Below are 5,228 nucleotides of genomic sequence, written 5' to 3' on the forward strand. Positions count from 1 at the left end.
CAGCTCTACCAGCTGGCCACCTACACCCAATACAGCGACACCGCAGGCCACCACGCCGCCTACACCAGCACCCCCGCGACCCCGACCGGAACACCGGCCCTCGTCGCGGTCGCCGACTGGTTCACCGCATTGGCTCACGACCTCGCTGCCACCCACCCCAGCGCGGCAGCACCGCTACCCCCGACAACCACCACAACGGAGCCGGTCGCATCGACGACATCCGGTGCCGTCCCTGAGCGGACCGGCACGGCAACCCCTCCCCCTGCCGTGCCGAGTCCTTGAACCCCTTCGGCGGAGACGGTTTCTCTGCGCCAGAGATCAGTTCCGTCCTCGCGGGCCGACTCCGCCGAAGGGCCCATCCACCCCCCATCCACGTCGAGGAGGTGAAAACCCATGCCACACATCACATCCGCGGACACCACTCCGGCGCCAGGTGACGAATGGCGTTGGCTTGAGCCCGACTCTTCGCAAGAGCAGCAGCCCGAGCCCACGCAACTGTATCCGGGGTGTGAAGACACCCATCTCGCACCGGAGGTAGGGGGACAGGAGCATCCGCGACTCGGGCTGCCGTCCGCGCGGGTGTGGATAGTCGTGGGTGCGACGGTGGCTGTGGCCGCTGTACTGGTGCTCATCGGTGCATTGGTCGTTGTCGATCCGAGCGGACACACCCAGGTTCCCACCCTGACCGCTGTCCCGCTCACGAGCAACGCCGCAGCCGCCGGCGGGGCGTGCGCAGGACTCACCGGCGCCACGGTCACCGACCGAGACGGTGACACCCGGACCGTCGCCGGGGTCGTGGCCTCATTCGAAAACGCCTACTACCGGCTCCGCGATGCCAACGCCGCTCTGCGGGTCGTGGCGCCGGAGGCAGGACTGACGGCCGGTGCGCTCGCCGCCGGGATCGCCTCCATCCCGGCCGGCAGCACCTATTGCGTGGCGATCACCCCATTCGCCGCCGGCAGCGCGAACGTGCATGTGGTCGAGCAGCATCCCGACCGCACCCGCACCGACTACCTGCAAGTGATCAACACCCGCCTCGACGGTCCCGGCTTGGTGATCACCAACTTCCAGAAGCAGGCCGGACCATGACCGCCCTCGTCGCCCACTCCCACGATGAGCCCGCCGACGGACGCCTCGACCCGACCACTGTCACAGGACCCGGACCGGAACATCGTGCGCCGGTGAGGAATTCGCCGCTACCTGTCACAGGGGCGTATCCGCCTCTGTTCGCGGTGCTCGGCGCACACGGCGGCGCGGGCGCCTCGACGCTGGCCCGGTGGTGGGCACACGCCGCCGACACCGGACCGGCGTGGCCCGGATCGCGGGTGACCACGCAGCGGGTAGTGGTCGCGGCTCGCGACTGCCTGCCCGGGTTGGTCGCGGCGGCGGACCGGCTGCGCGAGTGGCACGCCGGGCTCACCCCCTCCGGGGTGACCGTGGTCGGGTTGGTGCTGGTCCCGCCGCGGCCCGGCCGTATTCCGCTGCCGGTGCGTCGCTACCGCAGCACCGTCTCCGCCCTGGTCGAGGGCGCGGTGTGGCCGATCCGCTGGCACGACGAACTGCTCACCCATGAGCTCGACGACCTCGCCACCTACACACCCAGCGACCCGCCGCCCCCGCGGCGCGCCCACCTGAGCGACGCCGTCCCCGCCGACGTCTATCACGCCGGCACAGCGATCACCGCCCGCATCGCCGCCACCCGAGCGCCCGCATCCGACCCAACACCCAGGAGATCCCCGTGACGCACTCCGTCATCGCCGATATTGCTGTTCTGGCGCAACAGATTCCGATCACACCCGAGGCACCGCCGGGGTCGGCCGGGCTGACCAAGGTCGTGAACTGGCTGGCCTGGGCGGTGATGCTCGCCGGCATCGCCGCACTCATCTACGCCGGCGGCAAATTCGGGTGGGAACGCTGGCACGGCGGCGCCGTGGAGAGCCCCAAGATCGTGCTGGGCGCCCTCGTCGGCGGAATCATCGCCACCAGCGCCGGATCCATCATGACTCAAATTGTCGCCAAATAACCAATGCGCCAACAAATTTCGAATCGACTCACATCGTGCTGTCCGCCGCCGAACGGCGGACGCGGCATCTCACCAACGTACTCGATTCTGAGGCAAAGGAATTCACACGTATGCCAATCATCGACACCTCCCCCTTGGCCATGTCCAGCAGCGACGGGCTCATGCTGGCCGGAGATCGTTGCGGGCCAACGTTCGCCGCGGCGACCGTTGTCTACGTACACGGGTTGCTGTGCGACGGCAGCTGGTGGCGGCCGCTGACCGAGCAGGTACACGACCGGCTCGACGGCCAGATCGCGCAAATCGTCTGGGATCAACGCGGGCACGGCCGCTCCGGTCGCCCCCACCGCAGCGTCGAGACCACCCTCGACCATCTGGCCGACGACCTCGACACCGTACTCACCCAAGCCACCGGATCGGTCGTACTGGTCACGCACTCGGCCGGATCCATGGTCGCGGCTGCCTACGCGCAGCGCTACCCGGCGCGCGCCGCCGCACTGTCAGGGCTGGTGCTGTTCAACGCCACCGGCGAATTTCCCGAATTCCCCGCCCTGCCCCGTCATTTCATGACTGCGGCGACGCGGATCAAGGGCCTTCGGCACGGCAAGCTCGACCATGTCGCGGCCGCGGCCGCGTCGGTGGCCGAACGACGCTTCCGCCGCACCGCACGACGGCTCGGGTCCAAGGCGCCGCTGGCGACCGGCGACCGTCCGGGTGATCCGCGGGTGCTGACCGACCTCATGCACGCCTACCGTCACTTCTACCTCGACCCGGACGTTGTCGCCGGGTTGCGGTCGGTGCCGTCGTTCGTGGTCACCGGCGACCGCGACCGCGTCGTCCCAGCCGCCCAATCGACCCGGTTCGCCGAGAAGATCTGGGCCGACCAGCAGGTCGTGTCCGGCGCCGGGCACTCCCTGCCACGCAGCGACCCGGACACGGCCGCCGAGGTGATCGTCGCGGCTCTCGATGTCGCCTACCACGTCGATGTCGACGAGCTCTTGCTCGATCAGGACGGTGAACTGGCCACAGACACCGACGGCACGCCATGACAACCACACGGCTGGACCCGAAAGTCCTCGCCCCGCTGACCCAGATGCTCGCCTGGCTGGCCTGGCTCGTCCTGCTGCTCGCGATCGCCCGCACCATCTGGATCGGCTGGCAGCTGGCGTGGCGACTCCACCGCGACGAAGCGATCGAAGGACTCGCCGGCGCCCTGCTCGCCGCCATCCTCGTCGGCTCCGCCAGCGGCATCGCCGCCGCCCTGTTCCCCACCCACTGAACCCCACACCCCTGGGAGACCGCAGTGAACCCGCACACTAGCCACCACGCCACACATCATGCCGGGCTGACCGCACTGATAGGACTGCTCGGCATCGCCACTCTCACCGGCTGCACCATCCCGGACGAACACAGCAACCCTAGCGCCGCGTCATCAGTGCCCGCGGACATCCACGCCGCACCGACCAACGTGACAACCACTGTCTACCAGGGATTCTCGCTCCCGGTAGCCGACCAAGGCCCCCACACGGTGACCGGCGCGGTCGCCGCAGGGTTCGCACATACCCCCGCCGGGGCGGCCCTGGCGGCGATCCACGCTGTCGTGCGGATGTCCGTGGCACCCGATGATCAATGGGCCACCGTGGGGCAACAGATGCTCGCCTCCGGCGCGGGGCGTGACGACTGGGCCGTGGCGCGGGCCCAGATGTCGATCACCACACCGATCGCCAGCACGCCACCGAAGATCCTGGGCTACCGCATCACCGGCTACACCCCGGACCGGGCCGACACCGCGATCTACACCCAGCAACCCGACACGTCGCTGACCTGCAACACCGCCACCGTCATCTGGCAGGCCGGCGACTGGAAACTCCTGCTCCCCGACGGGCACCACCCCGCCCTGGTCACCGCCCCCGACACACTGCCCACCGACACGATCCGGCTCCCGATCCGATGAACACGACCGCCGCGACTCTGCCACTGAAACACCACCGCTGGCTCGGGCTCGCAGTAGCGTTGGCCGTCCCGCTGAGCGGATGCGGTACTGACATCCCTCAACCCCCGCCCGCTGGTTTATCCACAACGATCCCCAGGACTGCTGCGCGGCCCCCGTTCACCGCGACACAGGCCCAGCCGCCGACCACAGACCTGTTCGGCAACCGTCTCGACGTCGTCGGAGACGAGGGACGCGCGTTTGCCCAAGATCCGGCCACGCGCCCCAACCCGTCGTCGGGCGACTATCTCACCGCGGCACCAGCGCAAATGTCCTGGCAACGCGGATGGGGCGGCGCCGCGCTACCAGTCTCCGGAAGCGATGGTCCGGCCGTCATCGACCACGGGATCGCCTCCGGGTTCGCCGACACCCCGCAAGGTGCGGCGCTGGCCGCCTGCGACGCGCTCGCCCGCACCCTCGCCGCACCAGAGGCACTGTGGCAGACCGTCGTTCGGACTCGTTTTGTCGGTGACACCGACGCGTTCATCGCCAGGGTCACGCGCAGCCGCACCCGCACACCGGATGCCGGCCGCTACGTCGCCGTCCCGGACGGCATCCGCATCCGCCCCGGTTACCGCGCCGATTTCGCGGTCGTCGACATCGCCACCCGAACCCGCGACGGCTACAGCTATTCGTCCTGGCCCATGACCTACGCCGGCGACTGGCGCGTGCGCCTGCCAGGCGACATCGAAACACTCTGGCAGCCAGGCGATCCCATCGAAAACCTTGCCGGCTTCGGGCAATGGAGGACCACCACATGACAACTCCAGCCATCGCCTCTGTCAGGCATGCTCAGCTGCCGGATAGCGTGTGTGACCTGCCCACCGGGCCCGGCGCGGTGTGCGCGTTGAAACAACTCGGCGGCAAAGCCGCCAACTCCGCAGCCAACTCCGCATTCGACAGCGTTGTCGACTCTCTGGTCAATGGCATGACATCCGCAATTCGGTTCGTGATGACGTGGTGGGTGAACCTGCCCTCTCCGCAGCTGGCGGCGTCTACCGGGGAGCCGGGGCCTGCCTTGGCGTCGATCCGCGGGTACACCAGCGGTTTGCAGGTTCTGCTCATGATCGCGGGGATTTTGTTCGCCGCCGCTCGGTTGGCGATGGCCAAGCGTGGTGGTGTCGCGGGGGAGGCGCAGGAGAGCTTTCTCATGTTCGCGCGGGCGGTGTTCGCCTCGATGATGTTTTCCGCCCTGATCACCACCGGCACGAAAGCCGG

At 68.8% G+C, this 5,228-nt stretch carries 7 protein-coding genes and 2 pseudogenes; all 9 read left to right on the forward strand.

Features of this window, described 5'->3' with window-relative positions; translation table 11 throughout:
- Window positions 1-282, forward strand: a pseudogene (locus tag A5780_RS40735) (hypothetical protein); the annotation flags it as partial.
- A 321-nt stretch (window positions 283-603) separates the two neighbouring features.
- Window positions 604-1,089 (forward strand): hypothetical protein, encoded by a 486-nt coding sequence (locus A5780_RS07695; RefSeq protein ID WP_156769412.1) that lies wholly within the window; start codon window positions 604-606, stop codon window positions 1,087-1,089.
- A gap of 92 nt (window positions 1,090-1,181) precedes the next feature.
- A complete protein-coding gene (locus A5780_RS07700; RefSeq protein WP_063917880.1) occupies window positions 1,182-1,742 on the forward strand; it encodes a hypothetical protein in 561 nt (186 codons plus the stop codon).
- Window positions 1,739-2,023, forward strand: a complete 285-nt coding sequence (locus tag A5780_RS07705) for a hypothetical protein (RefSeq protein WP_308189465.1) — start codon at window positions 1,739-1,741, stop codon at window positions 2,021-2,023. The genes A5780_RS07700 and A5780_RS07705 overlap by 4 nt, the downstream gene beginning before the upstream one ends.
- 110 nt (window positions 2,024-2,133) lie before the next feature.
- Complete coding sequence (locus A5780_RS07710) at window positions 2,134-3,069, forward strand: alpha/beta fold hydrolase (protein WP_156769413.1); 936 nt, start codon at window positions 2,134-2,136, stop codon at window positions 3,067-3,069.
- Window positions 3,066-3,299, forward strand: coding sequence for a hypothetical protein (locus tag A5780_RS07715; RefSeq protein ID WP_062969165.1), 234 nt, complete (start codon window positions 3,066-3,068; stop codon window positions 3,297-3,299). Before A5780_RS07710 ends, A5780_RS07715 begins: the two co-directional genes overlap by 4 nt.
- A 24-nt stretch (window positions 3,300-3,323) precedes the next feature.
- Window positions 3,324-3,974 carry a hypothetical protein gene (locus A5780_RS07720; RefSeq protein WP_156769414.1) on the forward strand — a complete coding sequence of 217 codons (651 nt, stop codon included), beginning with the start codon at window positions 3,324-3,326 and terminating at the stop codon, window positions 3,972-3,974.
- Window positions 3,971-4,771, forward strand: a complete 801-nt coding sequence (locus tag A5780_RS39825; protein ID WP_156769415.1) for a hypothetical protein — start codon at window positions 3,971-3,973, stop codon at window positions 4,769-4,771. Before A5780_RS07720 ends, A5780_RS39825 begins: the two co-directional genes overlap by 4 nt.
- Window positions 4,768-5,228: pseudogene (locus tag A5780_RS07730) on the forward strand (hypothetical protein); the annotation flags it as partial. The gene A5780_RS39825 and the pseudogene A5780_RS07730, both read left to right, overlap by 4 nt.

Origin of the sequence: Nocardia sp. 852002-20019_SCH5090214 (assembly GCF_001665865.1) — a bacterium.
Classification (GTDB): Bacteria; Actinomycetota; Actinomycetes; order Mycobacteriales; family Mycobacteriaceae; genus Nocardia; species Nocardia nova.

Bases quoted from the DNA above. Each gene is read 5' to 3' on its own strand.
- A5780_RS07710 (WP_156769413.1), top strand. From the start codon at position 2,134: ATGCCAATCATCGACACCTCCCCCTTGGCCATGTCCAGCAGCGACGGG.
- A5780_RS07715 (WP_062969165.1), top strand. From the start codon at position 3,066: ATGACAACCACACGGCTGGACCCGAAAGTCCTCGCCCCGCTGACCCAG.
- A5780_RS39825 (WP_156769415.1), top strand. From the start codon at position 3,971: ATGAACACGACCGCCGCGACTCTGCCACTGAAACACCACCGCTGGCTC.